Genomic DNA, 20,622 nt, shown 5'->3' on the forward strand with positions numbered 1-20,622 from the left:
CCGATTATCGGTGCGGCGAGGGTGGGGCAGGGCCGCATTTTCACCAGATGAGACGGGTCCTGCGCATCTCGTTCCAGTCGAGCTTGAAGTAGTACTGCTGGTACAGGGTCCACAGCTCCTTCGGTTCGAAGGTCTCCCGGCGGGCCGTCGCCTGCCAGTCCCACTTCCGCAGCAAGTCCAGCGCGACGCGCCGCAGTGCCCGGTCCGGGGCGCCCAGCGCGGCGGTCAGTGCCGACAACCCCTCGTCGGCGCCCTGGGCGGCCAGCAGCCGCAGTGCGGCCCTGCGCAGGTGCGCGGGGCGGTCCCGCAGGGCGCGTGCCACCAGCGGTTCCGTCGGCAGCCGGTCGGCCACCGGCCGCAGCGACCGGGTGACCTCCCGGACCACCGCCGGTGACGGGTCGTCCAGCAGCGCGGTCAGCGCCTCCGGGCCGGGTCCGGGCTCGTCGAGCAGCCGCAGCCCCGCGACGGCCGCCGCCCGGACCCGGCCGTCCCGGTCGCCGAGCAGGCCGGTCAGCACGGCGGAGTCCGCCCGTTCGCCGCACTCCGCGAGCCCCAGCACGGCCCCGGGGGCCGGGGAGTCCGCGCACAGCCGCAGGTACGCGGCGCGCGCGTCGGCCCCGTCCTGCCGGAGCAGCCACCGGGCGCAGGCCCGGACCGTCCCCGACGGGTCGGCGAGGTGCCGGGAGGCCTCGCCGGCCCGGCCGGCCGCGCGCAGGGCGGTGACGCCCGCCGCCCGCACGAACCCGGCGCGGGAGGCCAGCAGCGCGTCGACCGCGGAGTCCTCGGAGCCGCGCGCGGCCAGGGCGGCCAGCGCGGCCCGCGTCCACACGTCCCGCAGGACCGCGTCCGCTTCCCCGGCGGCGCGCCGGGCCAGGTCGAGGGGCGCGTAGGAGTCCGCGGCCTCCAGGGTGATCCGTACGGCCGCCCGGCGGGTCCGCAGGTCGCGGTGGGCGCACAGCTGCGCCCGGACCGCCGCGTACCGGGGCTCGCGCAGCGCGGCCTCGAACGCCTCGGCGGCCCAGCGGCCCTGTCGGCGCTTCGCCAGGTGCATCACCATCGGGGTCAGGGCGCGCAGGGTGGCCTCCCCGTCGTCCCGGAGCGCACCGGTGAGGACGCGCCGGGCGGCCGCCCGGACCTGCGGGGTCCAGTCGGCGCAGCGCAGGACGACCAGCGGCAGCAGCTCGGGGGTGCCCGCGGCTTCGGCGACGGCCCGCTCCCGGATCCGCCCGTCCCAGTGGCACAGGGCGGTCGCGGATCGGGAGGCGAGCGCCTCCGGCCCGTAGGAAGCCATGGTCCGCATCCCGATGTCCAGTGCGGACCAGGCGGCCGGGTCCTCGGTGTCGACGGCTTCGTCCAGGGGTGTCCCCGTCGCGAGGTCCAGCGCCGCGTGCCGGCCCGTCTCCTCGTCCGACCTCAGGTGCTGCTGGAGCAGCTTCCGGGCCCAGCCGCGCACGGCGGGGTCCCGGTGGGAGGTCAGGGAGCGGGCGATCCGGCGCCGGACCAGCAGCGGGCGCAGTTCCAGCAGGGCCAGGGCCGCGACCCGCACGGACTCGGGCCGCCCGGGGGCGAACAGCTCCAGCAGCCAGGACTCCGGCCGGGTCTGCGCGTACGGGACCACCAGCGAGCGTGCCGCCCGGACGGTGGGCGGATGCGGGTCGGCCAGGTAGGGCAGCAGCTCTTCCGGCGTCGTGGCGTCGTGCCTGCGCAGCCCGTGGACGGCAGCGGCCCGTATCCGCCCTTCGGGGGACCGGGCGAGGAGCCGCAGCAGGGGCAGGTCCGAGGCGTCCCCGGTCTCGGCCAGCCCGAACACCGCCCCGGGCACGGGGGAGTCCGCGCACAGCGTGCGGTAGTGGGCCAGCGGGTCCTGCCCGGTGGCACGCAGCTCGTCCCGGGCGGCCTCCCGGACCGGCGCCGCGGGGTCCGCCAGGTGTGCGGCCGCCTCACCGCCCCGCCCGGCGGGGCGCAGGGCGCGGACGGCGGTGGCGCGCAGGGACGCGCGGCCCTGGGCGAGCAGGGAGTCGATCAGGCGGCCGGGCAGGGAGGTGGCGCGGGTGTCCGAGGCGGCCCGGGCGGCCTCCTCGCAGCGCCTGCGCACCACCCGGTCCCGGCTCGCGGCGGCGGTTTCCAGGAGCTGTTCGGGCGTCAGGGACCCGGCCTCCAGGGCCAGGGCGAGGGCCTCCCGGCGGACCTCGGGGGTCTGCCCGGTGAGCACGAGCCGGGCCGTCCGCTCGGCCGGGAGCTCCCCGGAGTGCAGCGCCGCCAGGCGGTTGCGCGCGTCGGGGTCCGCGGTGAGGTCCGCGATCCGGTCCGCCGGGAGCAGTCCGTGGGCCAGCGCGGCCCGGACGGCGGCGAAGCGGGTCCCCGGGTCCGGGTCGTGCGTCAGCTCGACGATCAGGGCGGCGGGCGGTGAGCCGAGCAGCTCCAGGAGCAGCTCCCAGGCCCAGGCGCCGTACCGGCGCGGGCTCACGAGCAGGGCGAGGGGCACCAGGGTGTGCACGAGATCGGCGTCGGCGGCCCCGGCCGCGCCCAGTTCCGCGGTCAGCACCGCCCGCGCCCGCTCCCGTACCGGCTCCTCCGTGTCGGCGCACCGGATCAGCACCAGCGACAGCACCTCGGGCCGCCCGGCCGCCCGCTCGAGCGCGGCCTCGCGCACCCGGGGGTCGGCGTGGCCCAGGCAGAGCGCGAGCTCGGGGGCGGCCGGGGGCGTGGCGGCCCAGGTCACTCCGTGTCCGTCGTGCCAGTGCGGGGCGGTGCTCCAGTCGGCGATCTCGCGGTCGTCGAAGCGGTGCGGGCCCACCCGGACGGTGCCGGATGTCCTCCAGCCCTCGTAGCGGTCGATGGTGGCCCGATAGGCGCTCGTGTCGAGCTCCGCCCAGTCCCGCGCGCCGTCGCCGTCGAGGGCGCGCGCGGGGCTCTTGCCGTGCAGCAGGCGCTCGGCGGGGGAGTGAAACGCGGTCCGGGACAAGGGCGGGAGCATCTTCATTCGCGCACTCTAGGTGGCCGGCATGCTCGCTGACCTCCCCTTATTCCGTCGATTGACGAAACATACAGAGCAGTGCATAGTTATGCCTACCGCTGTTGGACGTGACGGCGGATGCACCGTGTAAGGAGAACCCCGTGGCCGAGCGCGTCGTACTCGCCTATTCAGGCGGTCTGGACACCTCCGTCGCCATCGGCTGGATCGCCGAGGAGACGGGCGCCGAGGTCATCGCCGTCGCGGTGGACGTCGGTCAGGGCGGCGAGGACCTGGACGTCATCCGCAAGCGGGCGCTCGACTGCGGCGCCGTCGAGGCCGAGGTCGCCGACGCCAGGGACGAGTTCGCGAACGAGTACTGCCTCCCGGCGATCAAGGCGAACGCCCTCTACATGGACCGCTACCCGCTGGTCTCGGCCCTCTCGCGGCCGGCCATCGTCAAGCACCTCGTGGCCGCCGCCCGCAAGCACGGCGCCACCACCGTCGCCCACGGCTGCACCGGCAAGGGCAACGACCAGGTCCGCTTCGAGGCCGGCATCGCCGCCCTCGGCCCCGACCTCACGTGCATCGCCCCGGTCCGCGACTACGCGATGACCCGCGACAAGGCCATCGCCTTCGCCGAGAAGGCGAACCTGCCGATCGCGACCACCAAGAAGTCCCCGTACTCCATCGACCAGAACGTCTTCGGGCGCGCCGTCGAGACGGGCTTCCTGGAGGACATCTGGAACGCGCCGATCGAGGACATCTACGAGTACACCGCGGACCCGGCCCTGTCGCGCGAGGCCGACGAGGTCGTCATCTCCTTCAAGGAGGGCGTCCCCGTCGCCATCGACGGCAAGCCCGTCACCGTGCTCCAGGCCATCCAGCAGCTCAACGAGCGCGCCGGCGCCCAGGGCATCGGCCGGATCGACATCGTCGAGGACCGGCTCGTGGGCATCAAGTCCCGCGAGGTGTACGAGGCCCCGGGCGCGATCGCGCTGATCACCGCCCACCAGGAGCTGGAGAACGTCACCGTCGAGCGCGAGCTGGCCCGCTACAAGCGGCAGGTCGAGCAGCGCTGGGGCGAGCTGGTCTACGACGGCCTGTGGTTCTCCCCGCTCAAGCGCGCGCTGGACGGATTCGTCAACGAGGCCAACCAGCACGTCAGCGGCGACATCCGGATGACCCTGCACGGCGGCCGCGCGGTCGTGACGGGCCGCAAGTCCGAGGAATCGCTGTACGACTTCAACCTCGCGACCTACGACTCGGGCGACACCTTCGACCAGTCGAAGGCCCAGGGCTTCATCGAGATCTTCGGCCTGTCCTCGAAGATCGCGGCCCGCCGCGACCTCGCCTGATCCCTACCCTTGCAGTACGAACCGCCTCCCCGTTACCTCCGCGGCGGGGAGGCGGTTGCACATCCGAAGCCATGCACGTTCTTGAGGAGCAGTAGCTGTGAGCAGCAACAACGGTGGTGACGTCCGGCTCTGGGGCGCTCGGTTCGCCGACGGCCCCGCCGAGGCCCTCGCGAAGCTGTCCGCGTCGGTCCACTTCGACTGGCGCCTGGCCCCGTACGACATCGCGGGCTCCAAGGCCCACGCCCGCGTGCTCGCCAAGGCGGGCCTGCTCACGGCCGACGAGCTCGGCCGCATGATCGCCGGCCTGGACCAGCTCGCGGTCGACGTGGCGAACGGCTCCTTCGTCGGCACCATCGCCGACGAGGACGTCCACACCGCACTGGAGCGGGGCCTGCTGGAGCGGCTCGGCGCCGACCTCGGCGGCAAGCTGCGCGCCGGCCGGTCGCGCAACGACCAGATCGCCACCCTCTTCCGCATGTACCTGCGCGACCACGCCCGGATCATCGGCGGCCTCGTCGCCGATCTCCAGGACGCGCTGGTCGGCCTCGCCGAGGCGCACGCCGACGTGGCCATGCCGGGCCGGACCCACCTTCAGCACGCGCAGCCGGTGCTCTTCGCCCACCACGTACTGGCCCACGTGCAGGCCCTGTCCCGGGACGCGGAGCGGCTGCGGCAGTGGGACACCCGGACCGCGGTGTCCCCGTACGGTTCGGGCGCCCTGGCGGGCTCCTCGCTCGGCCTGGACCCGGAGGCGGTCGCCGCCGACCTGGGCTTCGAGCGCGGCTCGGTCGGCAACTCCATCGACGGCACGGCCTCGCGCGACTTCGTCGCCGAGTTCGCCTTCGTCACCGCGATGATCGGGATCAACCTGTCCCGGATCGCGGAGGAGATCATCATCTGGAACACGAAGGAGTTCTCCTTCGTGACCCTGCACGACGCCTTCTCCACCGGGTCGTCGATCATGCCGCAGAAGAAGAACCCGGACATCGCGGAGCTGGCGCGCGGCAAGTCGGGCCGTCTCATCGGCAACCTGACGGGCCTGCTGGCCACCCTGAAGGCCCTTCCCCTGGCCTACAACCGGGACCTCCAGGAGGACAAGGAGCCGGTCTTCGACTCCTGCGACACCCTCGAAGTCCTGCTGCCGGCCTTCACCGGGATGATGGCCACCCTCACGATCAACCGGGAGCGGATGGAGGAGCTGGCTCCGGCCGGCTTCTCGCTGGCCACCGACATCGCGGAGTGGCTGGTCAAGCAGGGCGTGCCGTTCCGGGTGGCGCACGAGGTGGCCGGCGAGTGCGTCAAGGAGTGCGAGGGGCTCGGCATCGAGCTCGACGAGCTCACGGACGAGCAGTTCGCGAAGATCTCGGAGCACCTGACCCCGGAGGTCCGTACGGTCCTCAACGTCAAGGGCGCGCTGGCCTCCCGCGACGGCCGCGGCGGCACCGCCCCGTCGGCGGTCGCGATCCAGCTCACGGAGCTGAAGGCCGACCTGGTCATCCAGCACGCCTGGGCGGCGCACAAGAACTGACGGTGGTGCCCGGAGGGGCGGCCGGGGCCCTCGGGCCCCGGCCGCCCCTCCGGCGTGTCCGGTGATGGTGTAGCGGCCGATGCCGAACTTGTTGGTCCCGGTGATGCCCTGCCCGCCGAGGATCTGTCCGCCGCGGCGCCGAGGGCCGGCTTCTTGCAGTTCGTCATCACGCGGCCCAGTCCGCCAGCGCGTCGAAGTCGGCCCGGACCAGCCCGATCCGCTCGTCGATCCGCAGGAGCAGCGCCTGCGCGGGGTGGCGCTGTTCCACGTACGCGCGGTCCATGTCCGTGATGTCGTCGTCGATCCAGGCGAAGGGCCGCTCGCCCGCGTACTCCAGGATGTACTGGGTCTTCCAGAAGGTCCCGCGCGGAGCGCGCCCGTGCATCTGGGGCCAGTCGATCCAGGGCAGCTCCGGCAGGCCCAGCTGCGGGCCTATCCACTCGTTCGCCTCGCCCTTCCAGGTGGTGGCCCAGACGAGCTCGTACGCATCCGCGAGCGCGAGCAGCTCCGTCCCGTGGTCCGGATTCAGCCAGACCCGCAGCGGCTTCGCGCTCTCGGCGCCGGTCCAGCCCGACGGTCGCATCCGGTGCGTGCGGTAGCCCTCGGGGCGCCGCTGGGGCTTGGCCGCGTAGGGGTTCAGCGGTCCGTCCACGTCGATCAGCAGCAGGGGCTTCGGGCTCATCCCGACAGGATTCCTCTCCGTGCCCGGAGGGGCGCGTCATTTATTCAGTGAGACGGCAACGTCTCATTCGGGCTATGCTTGTCTCATGGCCATGGATCGTGATCAGGTGCTCCGCGCCGCCGCCGCCCTGCTCTCCCGCAAATCGACCGCCACGATGGACGAGGTCGCGAAGGCCGCCGGCATCGGCCGCGCGACCCTCCACCGGCACTTCGCCGGGCGCGACGCCCTCGTACGGGCGCTCGAAGAGCTCGGCATCCGGGAGTTCGAGGTGGCCTTCGACAATGCCCGCCTCGACGAGGGCACGGCGATCGACGCGCTCCGCAGGCTCGTCGCCGAGGCGGAGCCCAACGCCGAGCTGCTGGCCTTCCTCGTCACCGAGAACCAGCTCTTCGAGGGAGACCAGGTCAACGAGGGCTGGGCCCGCCTCGACGCCCGCGTCGGCGCGCTGTTCCGGCGCGGCCAGCAGGAGGGCGACATCCGCATCGACCTGAGCCCCGCCTGGCTCACCGAGGCCCTTTACAGCCTCATCGGCGCCTGCGCCTGGGCCGTCATGGACGGCCGGGTCGCGGCCAAGGACTTTCAGTACATGATCACCGAGTTGCTGCTCGGTGGCGCACGACGGAGTGTGGAGAAATGAGCCGAACCGAACAGCTGACGCATGCGAAGGGGGCGGAAGGGAAGAAGCGAGGGCGCTGGCTCGCGCTCTCCGTGCTCGTGCTGGCCGTCCTGCTGGTCGCCGTCGACGCCACGGTGCTCGGTCTCGCCACGCCGGCCCTCAGCGAGGACCTGAAGCCGTCGGGCACCCAGCTCCTGTGGATCGGCGACATCTACTCCTTCGTCATCGCCGGCCTGCTCGTCTCCATGGGCTCCCTCGGCGACCGGATAGGCCGCAAGAAGCTCCTCCTCGTCGGCGCGACCGCCTTCGGCGCCGTCTCGGTCCTCAACGCCTACGCCACCAGCCCCGAGATGATGATCATCGCCCGGGCCCTGCTCGGCGTGGCCGGCGCGACCCTGATGCCCTCCACCCTCGCGCTGATCCGCAACATCTTCCACGACCCCAAGGAGCGCAGCCTCGCCATCGGCATCTGGGGCGCCACCGCCTCGGCCGGTGCGGCCGTCGGCCCGGTGGTCGGCGGAGCCCTGCTCCAGCACTTCTGGTGGGGCTCGGTCTTCCTCATCAACCTCCCCGTGATGATCGTCCTCGTCATCGTCGGCATCAAGCTGCTGCCCGAGTCCAAGAACCCGGTCGCCGGCCCCTGGGACCTGTTCAGCGTCGCCCTCTCCCTCGTCGGCATCATCGGCGTGGTCTACGCCGTCAAGCAGGTCGCCACCCACGGCATGGGCTGGGAGGTGTGGGCGGCCGCCGTCATCGGAGCGGGCGCGCTCTACACCTTCGTACGACGCCAGTTCGCGCTGACGTCCCCGCTCCTGGACATGCGGCTCTTCAAGCACCGCGGCTTCTCCGGCGCGGTCCTCGCCGACCTGCTCACCGTCTTCGGCCTGTCCGGACTGGTCTTCTTCCTCTCCCAGTTCCTCCAGCTCGTCCAGGGCCGAGACCCGCTCGAAGCGGGCCTCGCGGAACTGCCCGCCGCCATCGGCGCCGTGGCCACCGGTCTGGTCGCGGGCAAGTACGCCCGCAAGTACGGGGTACGGGTCATCGTGACGGGAGGCCTCGCCGCCATCGGCATCGCGCTCGCCGCGCTGACCGTGATCCACAAGGAGACCGGCTACCCGCTGCTCGGCGCGGCCCTGCTCATCGTCGGCCTCGGCGCCGGCTTCTCCTTCACGGTCACCGCCGACGTGATCCTCTCCAGCGTCCCCAAGGAGCAGGCCGGCTCCGCCTCGGCCGTCTCCGAGACCGCCTACGAACTGGGCGCCGCCCTCGGCATCGCCCTGCTCGGCTCGGTCGTCACCGGCGTCTACCAGGGCTTCACCGCCCCGGCCTCCGTCAGCGGCCCCGTCGCCGACGCCGCCCACGAATCGCTCGGCGGCGCCGTCGAAGCGGCCAAGTCGCTGGACCCGCAGACCGCCGAGCAGATGGTCGGCGCCGCCCAGGTGGCCTTCGTGGACGGCCTGCGGCTGGCCTCCGGAGTGGGGGCGGCCGTCCTGCTGGCCGCCGCCGTGGCCGCCTGGTTCCTGCTCAAGGGACAGGAGCTCCAAGAGGGCATCGAGCACTGACGCCCCACTGACGCCACGACAGGGACGGGTGTCCCAAGCGGAGTTGACAGTCCGTCGACGCGCGGGACACCATCCCGGCGATGGAGATCACCGACTTGACCCCGGCGGAGCGCCGCGTATGGGACGCCTTCCCCCGCGGGGAAGGCGTCGATTTCCGGGAGGACCGCACCGAGGAGGCCACCGACGGCGCCGCGTGGGGACCCGAGCGGACCGTACGCGCCGAAGTCCTCGCCCACCTGCTGCTGCGCGGCGCGGTCCCGCTCGACGGGCAGGTGCCCGGGCTGAACGTCCGCGGCGCCCGGATCACCGGCAAGCTCAACCTCAAGTACGCCGACATCGAGCACGCGATCCGGCTTCGGGCCTGCTGGTTCGAGCGCAAACCCCTCCTCTACGGCGCCCGGCTCAGGATCGTCTCACTGAGCGACTCGGCCCTGCCCGGCCTGACCGCCTCCACCGTCACCGTCGACATCGCGCTGAAGCTGTCCTGCTGCCGCATCACCGGGCCGGTACGCCTCGCCGGTGCCCGGATAGCCGGCGGGCTCTTCCTGCGGAAGGCCGTCATCGGCATCGCGGGCCCGGCCGAGGAGGGCCAGGAGGCGGCGCTCCAGTTCAACCACGCCGACATCGGAACCGACGTCATCGCCATGGAGCTCACCGTCCACGGCCAGACCCGCATCAACGGCGCGACCGTCGGCGGCCAGATCAACTTCGACGACGCCCGGCTCCTCGCCCCCGGCGCGACCGCGCTGCACGCCGAGATCCTCAACGTCGGCACGGACCTGCGCGCCATGCGGCTGGAGGCCCGCGGCCGGATCAACCTCACCGGCTCCCGGATACCGGGCCAGCTCAACCTCGCCTACGCCCGCCTCAGCAACCCCGGCGGGGTCGCCCTGCGCGCCTCCAGCTGTGTCGCCGGCGAGGTGTGGCTGCGCAACTGCCCGACCATCCAGGGCGGAGTGAACCTGCGCCGCTCCCAGTTCGACCTGCTCCACATCACGCCCGAGACCTGGCCGCCGCAGATCCGCATCGCGGGACTCGTCTACCGCGCCCTCAGCCCGCACGTTCCCGCCGAGCAGCGGCTGCCCGTGCTGGAGCGCGAGGAGTCGGGCTACCTTCCGCACGCCTACGAACAGCTCGCCACGGCCTACCGGACGGCGGGCGACGAGGCGGCAGCGCGGACCGTCCTGCTCGCCAAACTGCGGCGGCACCGCCGCACCCTGCCCCGGGCCGCCAGGGTCTGGGGTCTGCTCCAGGACGTCACCGTGGGCTACGGGTTCCGGCCGCTGCGCGCCGCGGGCTGGCTGCTGGCGCTGCTGATCACGGGAACCGTCGCGTACGGGCTCCACCCGCCCCGGGAACTGAAGCAGGGGGAGGCACCGGACTTCAACCCGGTGTTCTACACGATCGACCTGATGCTGCCGATCATCGGCTTCGGGCAGGAGGCGCCCTTCGCGCCCGACGGCTGGTACCAGTGGCTGTCGTACCTGCTGATCGTGACCGGCTGGATCCTCGCCACGACGACCGCGGCGGGCGTCAGCCGGTCACTGCAACGGCAGTAGCCGGCCGTGGGGGCTACGCGGCCTTGGCCTTGGTCGCGTACATGTCCACGTACTCCTGGCCGGAGAGCCGCATGACCTCGGCCATCACCGAGTCGGTGACGGCGCGCAGCACGTAGCGGTCGCGGTCCATGCCCTCGTACCGGGAGAACTCCATCGCCTCGCCGAACCGGACGGTGACCCGGCCCGGGCGCGGCATGCCGGCGCCGCCGGGCTGGAGCTTGTCGGTGCCGATCATCGCGAAGGGGACGACGGGCGCGCCGGTCATCAGGGTCAGGCGGGCGATGCCGGTGCGGCCCCGGTAGAGGCGGCCGTCGGGGGAGCGGGTGCCCTCGGGGTAGATGCCGAAGATCTTGCCCTCTTCGAGGATCCGGCGGCCGGTCATCAGGGCGGCGACTCCGCCGTTGGCCCCGTCGCGGTCCACGGGGATCATGCCGGCGCCGGTGAAGAACCAGGCCATCGCCCGGCCCTTGATGCCCTTGCCGGTCACGTACTCGTCCTTGCCGATGAAGTGGACCGTGCGGTCGCACACCAGCGGCAGGATCATCGAGTCGATGAAGGTGAGGTGGTTGCCCGCGAGGATCACCGGCCCGGTGCCCGGAATGTTCTCGATGCCCTCGACGCGGGTGCGGAACATCAGGCGCATGACGGGTCCGACAGTGGCTTTGATCAGGCGCGTACGGAACAACGTGGGCCCTCCGGCATCGAAAAGCTAGGGTTCTCGCACCCACCACGCGGCGGTAGTGCAGGTGAGGACGATACTCGCGGGTCCGCTCTGATCGCACATCGGGTTCACGAGGTGGATACGCAGTGTTGACGCACGTTTCCGCCACGTTCCGCCCGCGCACCCCCGCCCGCCACCGACGCTTGCCTACCATCGGCACGCGGATTCGGGCCGCAGGCCCCGGAGATCCCGGGACGCCCGGCCCTTGTCCGAGGGGGAGAGGCACTCATGACGCAGGGTGGGGCAGCACGGCGCACGGTACTGGGCGCGGCCGTCGTCGCGGCGGGCGGAGCCTTCGGCGGACTCGCGGCGGGCGCCGGTTCGGCCGCGGCGGCGGAGAACGGTCACGGGGGAGGCCCGGGAGGCCGGCCGGGCGGCGGTTACCGGGACCTGCCCGTGCCGACGGTCATCGGACACCGGGGAGCCAGCGGCTACCGGCCCGAGCACACGCTCGGCTCCTACCAGCTCGCGCTCGACCTCGGCGCCGACGTCGTCGAACAGGACCTCGTGCCCACCAAGGACGGCCACCTGGTGTGCCGCCACGAGAACGAGATCGGCGGCACGACGGACGTCGCCGACCACCCCGGCTTCGCGTCCCGCAGGACCACCAAGACGGTCGACGGGGTCGCGGTCACCGGCTGGTTCACCGAGGACTTCACCCTCGCCGAGCTGAAGACCCTGCGCGCGAAGGAACGCATCCCCGCCCTCCGGCAGCGCAACACCCTCTACGACGGCCGCTGGGACGTCCCCACCTTCGAAGAGGTGCTCCGCTGGGCCGACCGCGAGGGCCGCCGGCGCGGGAAGCGCGTGTGGCTGCACGTGGAGACCAAGCACCCCAGCTACTTCCGGGGCCTCGGCCTCGGGCTGGAAGAGCCCCTCGCCAAGCTGCTGCGCCGCTACGGGCGCGACGGCCGGGGCGCCCCGCTCTTCCTGCAGTCCTTCGAACCCTCCAGCATCCAGCGGCTCTCCCGGCTGGTCTCCGCCCCGCGGGTGGTGCTCCTCTCGGCGGCGGGCACCCGCCCGTGGGACTTCGAGCTGGCCAAGGATCCGCGGACGGTCGCCGATCTGGTCAAGCCGGAGGGGCTCCGGTGGATCGCCGGCTTCGCCCAGGGCATCGGGCCGACCATGGACCTGATCCTGCCGCGCGACGCCGCGGGCAAGCTCGGCGCCCCGACCACCCTGGTCGCGGACGCCCACGCGCAGGGGCTGATCCTGCACCCCTACACCGCGCGCAACGAGAACAACTTCCTGCCGGCCGACTACCGCAAGGGCACCGACCCGACGGCGTACGGCGATGCCTTCGGCGCCTTCAAGGCCTACTTCGAACAGGGCATCGACGGCATCTTCACCGACCAGCCCGACACCGGACTGCTCGCGGCGGAGGCCTTCCGCCCGGGCCGTGGGGACAAGGGCTAGACGCGGGGACCAAGGGCCGGGCGTCGACGGCAGGCCGTCAACGCCCGACCGGAGCTTCTCGTACGAGTGGGCCGTGCCCGGCGGGGAAACCGCCCGGCACGGCCTTCGCGTCCCGCCCGGCATGGACCTGCTGAAGGCTGATCTCCCCGACCTGCTCGAAACGCTCCGCCCGCTGCTCGCGGCCGAGGCGGCGGCCGAGACCACCGGCACCGGGGTGGACGCCGACGATCTGGAGCAAGCCGTCTGGGTCAGGCTGCTGGAGCACCGGCGCATCCCCGCGGAACCCGCCGACTGGCTGCGCCGTGCGGTGCGCGGGGAGGCCCGCCGGGCGCGGCGCCGGGCTCGGCGCGAAGTCCCGTACGGCGCGGGGACCCGTACCAGCACGGGCGTGGAACCGGAAGACGCCCTCCTGCACGGGGAGGAGAACCGGGCCCTCCGATCGGCGGTCGCCCGATTGCCCGGAAGGTGTCCGGAGCTCATGAGGGCACTTCTTTCGCCCAGGGACCTCACTTACCGTGAAATCGCAGGAGAGTTGGGTATCTCACAAGGAAGTTTGGGGCCCGTCCGTTCCCGTTGCCTGGGATGTCTGCGCAGAATGCTGGCCGTAGAGGTTGCGGCTCCGGCCCTGCGGGGAATGGAGCGGTAGACCAACAGGCCACCAGGTGAGCGGGAGGCATGCGCACATGGGCATGAGCGTGACCATTTCGGCGGCAACTGCCGAGGATGCCGAGCAGATCATCAAACTGCAGTATCTGGCGTTCCAGAGCGAGGCCGAGCTGTACGGCAACTACCGCATCCAGCCGCTCACCCAGTCCCTGGACTCCCTCAAGGCCGAACTGGCCTCGGACACCGTTCTGGTGGCCCGGCTCGGCGAGGAGATCGTCGGCGCCGTGCGCGGAACCGTCGACGACGAGGGCACCGGCAAGATCGCCAAGCTCTGCGTGCACCCCCGGCTCCAGGGCCACGGTCTCGGCGCCCGGCTGCTGAACGCGGTCGAGGCGGCCCTGTCCGGCAACGACGCGACCACCCGCTTCCGGCTGTACACCGGCCACAAGAGCGAGTCGAACCTGCGGCTCTACCGCAAGGCCGGCTACACCCAGGTCGGCGGGCGCACCGCGTCCGACGGCGTCCGCCTGGTGATCCTGGAGAAGGAGGCCAAGGAGGCCACCGACTTCGCGGTCAGCGCCTAACGCTTGGTCCTGAGCCAGAGCATCCCGGTGATCGGCAGGATCACCGGGATGAACAGGTAGCCCATCCCGAAGTCCGACCACACGGTCGCGTCGGGGAAGGCCTCGGGCCGCGCCAGGGTCCAGGTGCCCACGACGAGCACGCCGACCAGCTCGGCGGCGCAGCAGATCCGCGCCGCCTTGCGGGCCGTCTCCCCGCCGCGCACGAGCGAGTACGTGATGAAGGCGTAGACGAGCGCGGCCACGGCCGACAGCGAGTACGCGAGCGGGGCCCGGTCGAACTCGGTGGAGATCTGGTAGATCGAGCGCGAGACCGCGCCGACGGTGATCACCCCGTAGAACCAGACCAGCAGCACCCCGGGCCCGGTCACCAGTCGCTTGCGCCCGGCCGGCGGGGTGGCGGCGGCCGTGGCGTCCGTGTCGGTATCAGGCACCGGTGTTTCCCCAGATGTCGTAGAGCCGTACTTCGAGCACGGCGAGCACGACCGCTCCCGCGGCCACCGTCACCGAGCCCCATTTGGTCCGCTCGCTCAGTGAGAGGAACCCCGCCGCCGGGATGGTCGCGAAGGCGCCCACCAGGTAGGCCAGGAAGAGCACCGTGCCCTGGCCGGGCTTCTCGCCGCGTGAGAGCTGGACCAGGCCGATCACCAGCTGGGCCAGGACCAGTACGGTCACCACGGCCATGCCGATGAAGTGCCAGTCCTTGGTCGGCTGGTCCCGCCAGGCGGCGAAACCGCACCAGGCGGCGAGGGCGAGTGCGGCCACGCCGATGGCGACCGTCAGGGCGTCGAGCATGCAGCGAGGGTATTACGGGCCGAAAGACCCGATGCGCTCACCCCTGCCCGGGGGCTTTCCTTGAAGGCATGAAGCTGCTGCACGGGAAGCTCGGCCCGCAATTCGACGCGCTGCTGTTCGACAACGACGGCACGCTCGTCTCCTCGATGGAGTCGGTGCACCGCTGCTGGACCCGCTGGGCCCGGGAGTACGGGATCACCGACGAGGACTTCGCCGCGGTGGAACTCCACGGCCGCCCGGCCGCGGAGATCATCGCCGACCTCCTGCCCGAGGACGTACGGGCCGGGGCGCTCGCCCGGATCGAGGTGCTGGAAACCGAAGACGTGACGGGAGGGGCGGGCGGCGTGGTGCTGCTCCCCGGCGCCAAGGAACTGCTCTCCGCCCTTCCCGCCGGCCGCTGGGCCGTGGTCACCTCCGCGACCCGGCCGCTGGCCGAGGCCCGGCTGCGGGAGGTCGGCATCGACTTCGCGGAGATGGTGGCCGCCGACGACATCACCCGCGGCAAGCCCGACCCGGAGCCCTTCCTGCTGGCGGCCGCCCGGCTCGGCGTGGACCCGGCCCGCTGCGCGGTCTTCGAGGACGCCCCCGCCGGTCTGGCCGCGGGCCGCGCGGCCGGGATGACCACCGTGGCCTTGACCACAACGCACCCGGTCGCCGAACTCGACGCGGACGTGGTCGTACGGGACCTCTCGGCCGTGTCCGTGCTGGTCGGAGCCGATGGCGTGACGATCGAGACGGACGATCGGCCCTGACCGGTGTTGTCCGGTATGCGGCCGAAATCCGTCCGCTATTCGGACGCCTTTGATCGGTGACGGGGAACGTCTGGTTTACTGGGCCCATGACCACGACGAGCAGCCGCACCCTTGCGACCGAGGCGACGATGACGCCCGGTGCTCGTTGTATGTGTCGAATGCGCGCCTTCTGAGGGCCCCTGCCCCAGGTCTCACGCCCCGAAGCGAGACCGGCCGAGCAGCTCCCGGCACCCCCGTGTGAACCCGGAACGCTCCTGCCCCGCGCATGCGCCGAAGCCGTCGATTTCCGATGGTTCGCCCCGTATCGCGTCCCCAGATGTTTGCCCCGTGCCCGGCACCCGCTGCGCCGCGCACTCGACAGCGACGGAAATCCTGTGATCACCACATCGGGCCTCACGAAGGTCTACCAGTCCCGTGGCCGCGAGGTCACCGCCCTGGACGGCGTCGACCTGCACGTCCGCGAGGGCGAGGTCTACGGAGTCATCGGCCAGAGCGGCGCCGGAAAGTCCTCCCTGATCCGCTGTGTGAACCTGCTCGAGCGCCCCACCGCCGGCACCGTGTCCGTGGACGGGGTCGACCTCACCGCCCTCGCCGGCCGCGGCCGCCGCGCCGGCAAGGAGCTCCGCGAGGCCCGCAGCCGCATCGGCATGGTCTTCCAGCACTTCAACCTGCTGTCCTCGCGCACCGTCCAGGGCAACATCGAACTGCCCCTGGAGATCCTCGGGATCTCCGGCCGCGAGCGCTCCCGCAAGGCCGCCGAACTGCTCGACCTCGTCGGCCTCGCCGACAAGGCCAAGTCCTACCCCGGTCAGCTCTCCGGCGGACAGAAGCAGCGCGTCGGCATCGCCCGCGCCCTGGCGGGCGACCCCAAGGTGCTGCTCTCCGACGAGGCCACCAGCGCCCTGGACCCCGAGACCACCCGCCAGATCCTCCAGCTGCTGCGCGACCTCAACCGCCGGCTGGGCCTGACCGTCCTGCTCATCACGCACGAGATGGACGTGGTCAAGTCCGTCTGCGACTCGGCCGCACTGATGAAGGGGGGCCGGATCATCGAGGCCGGTACCGTCACCGAGCTGCTGGCCACCCCCGGCTCCGAGCTCGCCCACGAACTGTTCCCGCTGACCGGGTCCGCCACCACGAGCGAGCACACGGTCATCGACGTCACCTTCCACGGCGAGACCGCGACCCAGCCGGTCATCTCCCAGCTGGCACGCACCTACAACATCGACATATCGATCCTCGGTGCCGCGATGGACACCGTCGCAGGCCGGCAGATCGGCCGCATGCGCATCGAGCTGCCCGGCCGCTACGAGGACAACGTCGTACCCGTCGGCTTCCTGCGCGAGCAGGGCCTGCAGGTGGACGTGGTGGAAGCGGACGGGGACGCGGACGCAGTCGTGGACGGCGGCGTCGACGTCGACGGCGAACTGGCCGAGCTGGTCAAGGATGGTGCGAAGTGACCTGGTCCGAAATGCAGCCGCTGCTCACGCAGGGCACCTTCGACACCCTCTACATGGTGTTGTGGTCCGCCCTGGTGACCATCCTGGGCGGACTGCCCATCGGCATCCTGCTCGTCCTGACCGACAAGGGCGGCCTGCTCCAGAACCGCGCGGTCAACAAGATCCTCGGCGTGATCGTGAACATGGGCCGCTCGCTGCCGTTCATCATCCTGCTGATCTTCCTGATCCCGGTCACCACGGCGATCGTCGGCACGTTCATCGGCCCCACGGCCATGATCGTCCCGCTCGCCATCGGCGCCATCCCCTTCTTCGCCCGGCTCGTCGAGACCGCCGTCCGCGAGGTGGACCACGGCCTGATCGAAGCCGTCGAGTCCATGGGCGGCGGCATCCCGACGCTCGTCGGCAAGGTGCTCCTCCCGCAGGCGCTGCCCTCGCTGATCGCGGCCGTCACCACCACCGTGATCACGCTGATCGGCTACTCGGCCATGGCCGGCGCGGTCGGCGGCGAAGGCCTCGGCTCCAAGGCCATCACGTACGGCTTCCAGCGCTTCGAGACCGGCTTCATGATCGCGACCGTCGTGGTGCTGATCGTGCTCGTCACGGTGATCCAGCTCATCGGCGACGGCGTGGTACGCCTCCTCGCCCGGCGCGGTCGGACAGCCTGAACCGGCCTGAGCCGGACATAAACCAACTTTCCCCAAGAAAGCCCGCACTTGTCGTGCTTGGGCCGTCATCCATAAGCAAGACGCAAGAAAGGCACTCTTCGTGCGCAAGAACATCAAGCTCACCGCCCTCGCCGCCACCGTCTCGGCGCTCGCCCTCGGCCTCACCGCCTGCGGCAGCTCCTCGGACCCGTCCTCCACCAAGGCCGACGGCGGCAAGACCGATGAGAGCAAGCCCCTGGTCATCGCGGCCTCCCCCTCCCCGCACGCCGACATCCTGAAGTTCGTCCAGGACAACCTCGCGGCCAAGGAGGGCCTCAAGCTGGAGGTGAAGGAGTTCACGGACTACGTCCTGCCGAACACCGCCACCCAGCAGGGCCAGGTCGACGCCAACTACTTCCAGCACGTGCCGTACCTCGACGACTTCAACAAGAAGAACGGCACCGACATCGTGCCCGTCGTGAACGTGCACCTGGAGCCCCTGGGCCTGTACTCCAAGAAGTTCAAGGCACTGAGCGACATCAAGGCCGGCCAGACCATCGCCGTCCCGAACGACCCCACCAACGAGGGCCGCGCGCTCCAGCTGCTCGCCGCGAACAAGCTCATCACCCTCAAGGAGGGTGTCGGCACCGCCGCCAAGCTGTCCGACATCACCGACAAGAAGGGCCTGGAGTTCAAGGAGCTGGAGGCCGCCACGGTCCCGCGCGCCCTGAACGACGTGGACGCCGCCGTCATCAACGGCAACTACGCCATCGAGGCCAAGCTCGTCCCGGCCAAGGACGCGCTCGTCCTGGAGAAGGCCGAGGGCAACCCGTACGCCAACATCCTCGCGGTCAAGAAGGGCAACGAGAACGACCCGCGGATCCAGAAGCTCGCCAAGCTCCTGAACTCCGACGAGGTCAAGAAGTTCATCGACGACAAGTACCAGGGCTCGGTCATCCCGGCCTTCGGCAAGCCGGCCGCCTAGATCCGGCCGGCCCGGCCCCGTACACCCACCGGTGTACGGGGCCTGCTGCTGCCCGCTTCCGGGCAGCCCGGCCCTGCACATCACCAGGCCGATGCTGCATGCTGTGGCCTACGACCCGCGCCACGGTCGCCTCGCATCACGGTCGCACCACGGTCTCAGGCTTGGAGCTGCGCATGACTACCACCTTCCCGGACGTCACCATCAGCACGGACCGGCTGGTGCTGCGCCCCTTCGAGGAAGAGGACGTCACCGCGCTCGCCGAGATGATGAACGACGAACACGTCACCGCCTGGACCTCCGTCCCACACCCCTACACCTACGCCGACGCGGTCACCTGGGCCACGAAGACCGCCCACACGGAGCGCACCGAGGGCCGCGGCATCGTCTTCGCCGTCACCGAGTTCCTCACCCAGCGGCTCGTCGGCATCGTGCACCTCCAGGACACCGACTGGCGCACGCGCACCACCGAGGTCGGCTACGTCACCGCCCCCTGGGCCCGCGGCGAGGGCTACGCCAGCGAGTCCGTCCGCGCCGTGGCCCGCTGGCTCTTCACCGACCAGCGCTTCGAACGCCTCGAACTGCGCACCGCCGCCGACAACACGGCCTCGCAGCAAGTGGCCCAGAAGACCGGTTGCATCAGTGAAGGCGTCCTGCGCAACGCCTGCATAGTGCGCACCCAGAACCCCGACGGCTCCTGGTCCGACACCCGCAGCGACCTCATCGTCTGGGGCCTGGTCCCCGAAGACCTCGACGAGGACACCGACGGCTATTCCGACTACTCCGACGGCTACTCCGACACCTACGGGGACGGCTACTCGGACGGCTACTCCGTGGGATACGCGGACCCCCGCGCCGACGCACGCGACGGCCACCGGATCCCGAGCGCCAACGCGAACGACGCGAACGACTACGCCCTCTTCTCGGACCGGAACTGACCGGATGACCGGGTAGTCTCACGAAGCCCGACCCCCTCGACGAAGCTTCGCCCTGCCCCGGCCACCGCCGGGAAGGGCCCCCTCCCACACCAGGAGACTGACGACGATGGCCGACCGGGTCACGGTGATCGGCTGGGACGGCTCCCCCCTGACCGCGGCAGCCCGGTCGGCGCTCTCCGCCGCCACCTTGGTGGCCGGCGCCGCCCACCACCTCGCACTCCCCGAAGTCCCGCCCACCGCCGAACGCGTGCGCCTGGGCAGCCTTCCCCTCGCCGCCCGCCGGATCGCCGGCCACCGCGGCACCGCCGTCGTCCTCGCCGACGGGGACCCCGGCTTCTTCGGCGTCGTACGGACCCTGCGCGCCCCGGAACACGGCCTGGAGGTGGAGGTCGTCCCGGCCGTCTCCGCCGTTGCCGCCGCCTTCGCCCGCGCCGGAATGCCCTGGGACGACGCCCAGGTCGTCGTCGCCCACAGCCGCACCCTGCGCCGGGCCGTCAACGTCTGCCGCGCCCACCCCAAGGTCGCCGTCATCACCTCGCCCGGCGCCGGGCCCGCCGAACTCGCCCTGCTGCTCGAAGGCGTCCACCGCACCTTCGTCATCTGCGAGGAACTCGGCACCGACAAGGAACAGGTCACGGTCCTCACCTCCGACAAGGCCGCCGACCACAGTTGGCGCGACCCCAACGTGGTCATCGTCATCGGCGGTACGGGACCGGCCGCGACCGCCGCCGAACCGGCCTGGCTGCTCGGCCGCAGCACGGCACCGGCCGGCGGACGGGGCTGGGCCCATCCGCAGATCGACGTGGGAGAAGGGGAGTCCACGCAGCTGCGCGCGGCCCAGCTCGCCCGGCTCGGCCCGCGCACCGGAGACCTCGTCTGGGACATCGGCTCGGGCTCCGGAGCCCTCGCCGTGGACGCCGCCGCCCTCGGCGCCGCCGTCATCGCCGTCGACGCCGACCGGCAGGCCTGCGCACGCACGACCGCCGCCGCCCGGGCCCGGGGCGTACAGCTCCAAGTCGTCAACGGCCGCGCCCCGCACGTCCTGGAGACCCTGCCCGAACCCGACGTCGTCCGCGTCGGCGGCGGGGGAGCCCCGGTCGTCGCGGCCGTCGCCGACCGCCGCCCCGAACGGATCGTCAGCCACGCCTCCACGCGCGACGAGGCGGAGGCCATCGGCCGGGTCCTGACCGAGGGCGGGTACGTCGTCGAGTGCGCGCTGCTCCAGTCCGTCGGCCTGGACACCCGGACGTGGACCGAACAACAGCGCTCCGTGGTGTTCCTGCTGGCCGCCGAACGCCCCGTTCACCGCCCGGACCGTCCCTAGCCGTGAGCCCGGGGTAGGCTGGCCGATCGTCACACCGCCCGGACGATTCGGGCACGCGGCTCCGGCTGGACGCGCGACGTGGCGCAGTCCACAGAGGACCGTGGCGGTTATGGCCGACACGGTGGCGAACGGGCAGGACAATACT

19 protein-coding genes are annotated in these 20,622 nt (G+C 71.7%); 14 read left to right on the plus strand and 5 right to left on the minus strand.

What is annotated here, in order from left to right; all coding sequences use genetic code 11:
• Nucleotides 1-40 precede the first annotated feature (40 nt).
• Nucleotides 41-2,983: a hypothetical protein gene (locus ACE1OC_RS32450; RefSeq protein ID WP_407839978.1), complete on the minus strand. Its 2,943-nt coding sequence runs from the start codon at nt 2,981-2,983 to the stop codon at nt 41-43.
• Between the two features lie 134 nt (nt 2,984-3,117).
• Here ACE1OC_RS32450 and ACE1OC_RS32455 point away from each other — a divergent pair, with 134 nt between their 5' ends.
• Together ACE1OC_RS32455 and argH are read left to right on the plus strand one after the other, a co-directional pair.
• On the plus strand, nt 3,118-4,311 hold the full coding sequence (locus tag ACE1OC_RS32455) for an argininosuccinate synthase (RefSeq protein WP_407839979.1): 1,194 nt from the start codon (nt 3,118-3,120) through the stop codon (nt 4,309-4,311).
• Between the two features lie 97 nt (nt 4,312-4,408).
• Nucleotides 4,409-5,839 carry an argininosuccinate lyase gene (gene argH / locus ACE1OC_RS32460; protein ID WP_407839980.1) on the plus strand — a complete coding sequence of 477 codons (1,431 nt, stop codon included), beginning with the start codon at nt 4,409-4,411 and terminating at the stop codon, nt 5,837-5,839.
• Between the two features lie 166 nt (nt 5,840-6,005).
• On the opposite strand, the gene ACE1OC_RS32465 is transcribed toward argH, so the two are convergent.
• Nucleotides 6,006-6,521: an HAD domain-containing protein gene (locus ACE1OC_RS32465; protein ID WP_407839981.1), complete on the minus strand. Its 516-nt coding sequence runs from the start codon at nt 6,519-6,521 to the stop codon at nt 6,006-6,008.
• 85 nt (nt 6,522-6,606) lie between these two features.
• Here ACE1OC_RS32465 and ACE1OC_RS32470 point away from each other — a divergent pair, with 85 nt between their 5' ends.
• From ACE1OC_RS32470 to ACE1OC_RS32480, 3 genes are all read left to right on the plus strand, one after another.
• Entirely contained in the window at nt 6,607-7,158 is a 552-nt protein-coding gene (locus tag ACE1OC_RS32470; RefSeq protein WP_351377871.1) for a TetR/AcrR family transcriptional regulator, read from the plus strand.
• Nucleotides 7,155-8,699 (plus strand): MFS transporter, encoded by a 1,545-nt coding sequence (locus tag ACE1OC_RS32475; protein WP_407839982.1) that lies wholly within the window; start codon nt 7,155-7,157, stop codon nt 8,697-8,699. The genes ACE1OC_RS32470 and ACE1OC_RS32475 overlap by 4 nt, the downstream gene beginning before the upstream one ends.
• A gap of 80 nt (nt 8,700-8,779) precedes the next feature.
• Nucleotides 8,780-10,258: a membrane-associated oxidoreductase gene (locus ACE1OC_RS32480; RefSeq protein ID WP_407839983.1), complete on the plus strand. Its 1,479-nt coding sequence runs from the start codon at nt 8,780-8,782 to the stop codon at nt 10,256-10,258.
• Between the two features lie 13 nt (nt 10,259-10,271).
• Here the strand turns inward: ACE1OC_RS32480 and ACE1OC_RS32485 are convergent, their stop codons facing one another.
• Nucleotides 10,272-10,901 carry a lysophospholipid acyltransferase family protein gene (locus ACE1OC_RS32485; protein WP_250744673.1) on the minus strand — a complete coding sequence of 210 codons (630 nt, stop codon included), beginning with the start codon at nt 10,899-10,901 and terminating at the stop codon, nt 10,272-10,274.
• A 306-nt stretch (nt 10,902-11,207) separates the two neighbouring features.
• Here ACE1OC_RS32485 and ACE1OC_RS32490 point away from each other — a divergent pair, with 306 nt between their 5' ends.
• The 3 genes from ACE1OC_RS32490 to ACE1OC_RS32500 all read left to right on the plus strand — a co-directional run bounded on the left by ACE1OC_RS32490 (nt 11,208) and on the right by ACE1OC_RS32500 (nt 13,585).
• On the plus strand, nt 11,208-12,395 hold the full coding sequence (locus ACE1OC_RS32490; RefSeq protein WP_407839984.1) for a glycerophosphodiester phosphodiesterase: 1,188 nt from the start codon (nt 11,208-11,210) through the stop codon (nt 12,393-12,395).
• 121 nt (nt 12,396-12,516) lie between these two features.
• Complete coding sequence (locus ACE1OC_RS32495) at nt 12,517-13,041, plus strand: RNA polymerase sigma factor (protein ID WP_407839985.1); 525 nt, start codon at nt 12,517-12,519, stop codon at nt 13,039-13,041.
• Nucleotides 13,042-13,078: 37 nt separating this feature from the next.
• The gene (locus ACE1OC_RS32500) at nt 13,079-13,585 is read left to right on the plus strand and encodes a GNAT family N-acetyltransferase (protein ID WP_407839986.1); all 507 of its coding nucleotides are present in this window, start codon (nt 13,079-13,081) and stop codon (nt 13,583-13,585) included.
• Here ACE1OC_RS32500 and ACE1OC_RS32505 read toward each other — a convergent pair.
• Together ACE1OC_RS32505 and ACE1OC_RS32510 are read right to left on the minus strand one after the other, a co-directional pair.
• Nucleotides 13,582-14,016 (minus strand): hypothetical protein, encoded by a 435-nt coding sequence (locus ACE1OC_RS32505; protein WP_407839987.1) that lies wholly within the window; start codon nt 14,014-14,016, stop codon nt 13,582-13,584. The genes ACE1OC_RS32500 and ACE1OC_RS32505 overlap by 4 nt on opposite strands.
• A complete protein-coding gene (locus ACE1OC_RS32510; protein ID WP_407839988.1) occupies nt 14,009-14,377 on the minus strand; it encodes a hypothetical protein in 369 nt (122 codons plus the stop codon). The genes ACE1OC_RS32505 and ACE1OC_RS32510 overlap by 8 nt, the downstream gene beginning before the upstream one ends.
• Before the next feature lie 68 nt (nt 14,378-14,445).
• Here ACE1OC_RS32510 and ACE1OC_RS32515 point away from each other — a divergent pair, with 68 nt between their 5' ends.
• The 6 genes from ACE1OC_RS32515 to cbiE all read left to right on the plus strand — a co-directional run bounded on the left by ACE1OC_RS32515 (nt 14,446) and on the right by cbiE (nt 20,477).
• On the plus strand, nt 14,446-15,129 hold the full coding sequence (locus ACE1OC_RS32515; protein WP_407839989.1) for an HAD-IA family hydrolase: 684 nt from the start codon (nt 14,446-14,448) through the stop codon (nt 15,127-15,129).
• A 374-nt stretch (nt 15,130-15,503) separates the two neighbouring features.
• Nucleotides 15,504-16,589, plus strand: a complete 1,086-nt coding sequence (locus ACE1OC_RS32520) for a methionine ABC transporter ATP-binding protein (RefSeq protein ID WP_407839990.1) — start codon at nt 15,504-15,506, stop codon at nt 16,587-16,589.
• Nucleotides 16,586-17,254: a methionine ABC transporter permease gene (locus ACE1OC_RS32525; protein WP_382974455.1), complete on the plus strand. Its 669-nt coding sequence runs from the start codon at nt 16,586-16,588 to the stop codon at nt 17,252-17,254. Before ACE1OC_RS32520 ends, ACE1OC_RS32525 begins: the two co-directional genes overlap by 4 nt.
• Before the next feature lie 100 nt (nt 17,255-17,354).
• Nucleotides 17,355-18,218, plus strand: a complete 864-nt coding sequence (locus ACE1OC_RS32530) for a MetQ/NlpA family ABC transporter substrate-binding protein (RefSeq protein WP_407839991.1) — start codon at nt 17,355-17,357, stop codon at nt 18,216-18,218.
• Nucleotides 18,219-18,391: 173 nt separating this feature from the next.
• A complete protein-coding gene (locus tag ACE1OC_RS32535) occupies nt 18,392-19,153 on the plus strand; it encodes a GNAT family N-acetyltransferase (RefSeq protein ID WP_407839992.1) in 762 nt (253 codons plus the stop codon).
• A 106-nt stretch (nt 19,154-19,259) separates the two neighbouring features.
• The gene (cbiE, locus tag ACE1OC_RS32540; RefSeq protein ID WP_407839993.1) at nt 19,260-20,477 is read left to right on the plus strand and encodes a precorrin-6y C5,15-methyltransferase (decarboxylating) subunit CbiE; all 1,218 of its coding nucleotides are present in this window, start codon (nt 19,260-19,262) and stop codon (nt 20,475-20,477) included.
• Nucleotides 20,478-20,622 lie beyond the last annotated feature (145 nt).

Origin of the sequence: Streptomyces stoeckheimensis, from assembly GCF_045822005.1 — a bacterium.
GTDB classification, from domain to species: Bacteria; Actinomycetota; Actinomycetes; order Streptomycetales; family Streptomycetaceae; genus Streptomyces; species Streptomyces stoeckheimensis.

Bases quoted from the DNA above. Each gene is read 5' to 3' on its own strand.
- ACE1OC_RS32450 (WP_407839978.1), bottom strand. From the start codon at position 2,983: ATGAAGATGCTCCCGCCCTTGTCCCGGACCGCGTTTCACTCCCCCGCC.
- ACE1OC_RS32465 (WP_407839981.1), bottom strand. From the start codon at position 6,521: ATGAGCCCGAAGCCCCTGCTGCTGATCGACGTGGACGGACCGCTGAAC.
- ACE1OC_RS32470 (WP_351377871.1), top strand. From the start codon at position 6,607: ATGGCCATGGATCGTGATCAGGTGCTCCGCGCCGCCGCCGCCCTGCTC.
- ACE1OC_RS32475 (WP_407839982.1), top strand. From the start codon at position 7,155: ATGAGCCGAACCGAACAGCTGACGCATGCGAAGGGGGCGGAAGGGAAG.
- ACE1OC_RS32480 (WP_407839983.1), top strand. From the start codon at position 8,780: ATGGAGATCACCGACTTGACCCCGGCGGAGCGCCGCGTATGGGACGCC.
- ACE1OC_RS32485 (WP_250744673.1), bottom strand. From the start codon at position 10,901: ATGCGCCTGATGTTCCGCACCCGCGTCGAGGGCATCGAGAACATTCCG.
- ACE1OC_RS32490 (WP_407839984.1), top strand. From the start codon at position 11,208: ATGACGCAGGGTGGGGCAGCACGGCGCACGGTACTGGGCGCGGCCGTC.
- ACE1OC_RS32495 (WP_407839985.1), top strand. From the start codon at position 12,517: ATGGACCTGCTGAAGGCTGATCTCCCCGACCTGCTCGAAACGCTCCGC.
- ACE1OC_RS32500 (WP_407839986.1), top strand. From the start codon at position 13,079: ATGGGCATGAGCGTGACCATTTCGGCGGCAACTGCCGAGGATGCCGAG.
- ACE1OC_RS32510 (WP_407839988.1), bottom strand. From the start codon at position 14,377: ATGCTCGACGCCCTGACGGTCGCCATCGGCGTGGCCGCACTCGCCCTC.
- ACE1OC_RS32515 (WP_407839989.1), top strand. From the start codon at position 14,446: ATGAAGCTGCTGCACGGGAAGCTCGGCCCGCAATTCGACGCGCTGCTG.
- ACE1OC_RS32535 (WP_407839992.1), top strand. From the start codon at position 18,392: ATGACTACCACCTTCCCGGACGTCACCATCAGCACGGACCGGCTGGTG.
- cbiE (WP_407839993.1), top strand. From the start codon at position 19,260: ATGGCCGACCGGGTCACGGTGATCGGCTGGGACGGCTCCCCCCTGACC.